This is a genomic window from Streptomyces monomycini, assembly GCF_022271435.1.
GTDB lineage: Bacteria > Actinomycetota > Actinomycetes > Streptomycetales > Streptomycetaceae > Streptomyces > Streptomyces monomycini.
The window spans coordinates 1-1,873 of record NZ_JAFIQY010000086.1 but is presented as its reverse complement, the minus strand read 5'-3'; the positions used below and the strand labels follow the sequence as shown (position 1 = coordinate 1,873).

The following is a 1,873-nucleotide window of genomic DNA, read 5'->3' as shown; positions in this document are numbered from 1 at the left end:
GCGTTGTCACTGCTCTGGGCTGTCCGGATCCGGCTGTGGCCTAAGCAGTCCACCCCGGTACGGTCCGGCAGGGTAGGGGCCCAGGGCACGTACAGAAGCCGGGCCGCCCAGCAGTGATTCCTGCGGGCGGCCCGGCCTTGGGGCGGCGCTGAACTCTCCCGACGTTCAGCGATGTCGCTCTGCGGCGTCTGCTGCGCGGCGTTACACGGTCGAAGAGGTGTCGTCCGCGCTGATCCAGCCCACCAGGGCGGCCTGCGCGCCCGCCTGGAACCGGCTGCGAGCGTCCAGCTTTTCCATCACGTCCGCCGCGATACGGCGGACGGTCCGCGAGGAGACGCCGACACGCTTGGCTATGAGCTCGTCCGTGTGTCCCTTGGCGAGAAGCTTCAGGACCTCAGCCTCTGCGGAGGTGAGTCCCCGCTCGTCGCGCTCCTGCGCCTTGTTGGAGCCGAGCGGGGCGGCCCGCTCCCACGTTGACTCGAAGAGTCCGCACAGCGCCGCGAGGATTCCGTCGCCGCGCAGCACGACGGCTCCCACGGAGCTGTCGTCGCGCGTCACGGGAATCAGGGCAGTCGTCCGGTCCATGATCAACATCCGAATGGGGAGCGAAGGGACCGTGCGGACCTGTCCGCCCTTCTCCGCGAGCCAGTTGGCATAGGCGATGGTGGGAGGATTGTTGCGCAGGCTGTCCAGGTAGAGCGTGCGCATCTTGACTCCGCGGCGGAGCAGCTCGGCGTCCTGGGGCTTGGCGGTTTCCATGTTCGCCGCCGTCTGGGCCCCGTCAGGGGTGAAAGCCATCACCTCCTTCCGCACTTCGGAGCAGAGCAGGCGGATCCGCTCTCGGATTTCGTCCAGGTGGTAGAGCTTCTCGATCTCCCCGTCACCGCTGTCCTGAACCTGGGAGAATTCCGCGATGATTTTCTCGGCCGCGTATCTCGCGTTCTCCAGCTGCTGCTGCGCCGCGGCAAGTGCGGCCTGTCGTTCGGCCAGAAGAACTTTCATCCCGATTTTCGGGGAGACTGCGCGCAAGCGCTCTGGATCGTCGGCGACTGGGCGAACGAGGGCCAGTTCGCTGAGGCGGGCCAGTTGAACTCTTAGATCGGCTTCGGGAATTCCGGCGAGTTCTTTTATGCGATCGAGCCCCTCGCTGGGGTGAGCAAGCATCGTCCGGTATACGAGCTCGGCGGCCTCTGCCAGGCCTAATGTCTCCGGCATCTTTGCCTATCTCTTTCCGTGCAACCACTCACTTACCGACATAAGCGACCTGAGAATACATGAGGAGTGATGCCGGCGTCCTCATGCCGCTCCATGAGGTGCCTCACTCCCCGCTGCGCGGCGATAGTTCAGAAGGCAACCACTAACTCGGCGCGGCCGTACGGTCATTGGCCGCTTCGGTCGCGTGCGCAAGGGGCGTGAGGGGTGCGTCTCGTCCGGTCCTCTTCCGTCCTGGGCCGGATGCGGAACGCTCGCCTCCTGGTACATGGAGCCTGGTTCGCCGATGCTCCTAGGCATGCGCCTTGTTCATGTACGCCTTGATGGCGTCAATGGCTGTATCCCTCCCGATTTCTCTACATTTCTCATGTCGTGTGCCGATGCCGGCGAACGCATCGAACACGTGGAGGTGCACGACGGGCCGCCCCTGACGATCGGCCTCTTCCTGGCCGCAGAGTCCATCGAACAGGCCGAGCGCACCGCGTACGCCGTGGTGCGCAGAGCCCTCGACCGGCATCCGGGCCTCGCCCAGGCGAAGGTCGTCTCATGCCTTACGCCCCTGGTGGCGCCCTTCTACGAAGGGCTCCTGGCACCTTCTCCGTACCGGGGTGGACTGCTTAGGCCACAGCCGGATCCGGACAGCCCAGAGCAGTGACAACGC

At 65.3% G+C, this 1,873-nt stretch carries 2 protein-coding genes; one reads left to right on the top strand and one right to left on the bottom strand.

Going from position 1 to position 1,873, the window contains the following annotated elements:
* Positions 1-201: 201 nt before the first annotated feature.
* Positions 202-1,215 carry a helix-turn-helix domain-containing protein gene (locus tag JXZ78_RS39960; RefSeq protein WP_030018077.1) on the bottom strand — a complete coding sequence of 338 codons (1,014 nt, stop codon included), beginning with the start codon at positions 1,213-1,215 and terminating at the stop codon, positions 202-204.
* A gap of 364 nt (positions 1,216-1,579) precedes the next feature.
* On the opposite strand from JXZ78_RS39960, the gene JXZ78_RS39955 reads away from it, so the two are divergent.
* A complete protein-coding gene (locus JXZ78_RS39955; RefSeq protein ID WP_238783725.1) occupies positions 1,580-1,867 on the top strand; it encodes a hypothetical protein in 288 nt (95 codons plus the stop codon).
* The last annotated feature ends 6 nt before the right edge of the window (positions 1,868-1,873 follow it).

Bases quoted from the DNA above. Each gene is read 5' to 3' on its own strand.
- JXZ78_RS39960 (WP_030018077.1), bottom strand. From the start codon at position 1,215: ATGCCGGAGACATTAGGCCTGGCAGAGGCCGCCGAGCTCGTATACCGG.
- JXZ78_RS39955 (WP_238783725.1), top strand. From the start codon at position 1,580: ATGTCGTGTGCCGATGCCGGCGAACGCATCGAACACGTGGAGGTGCAC.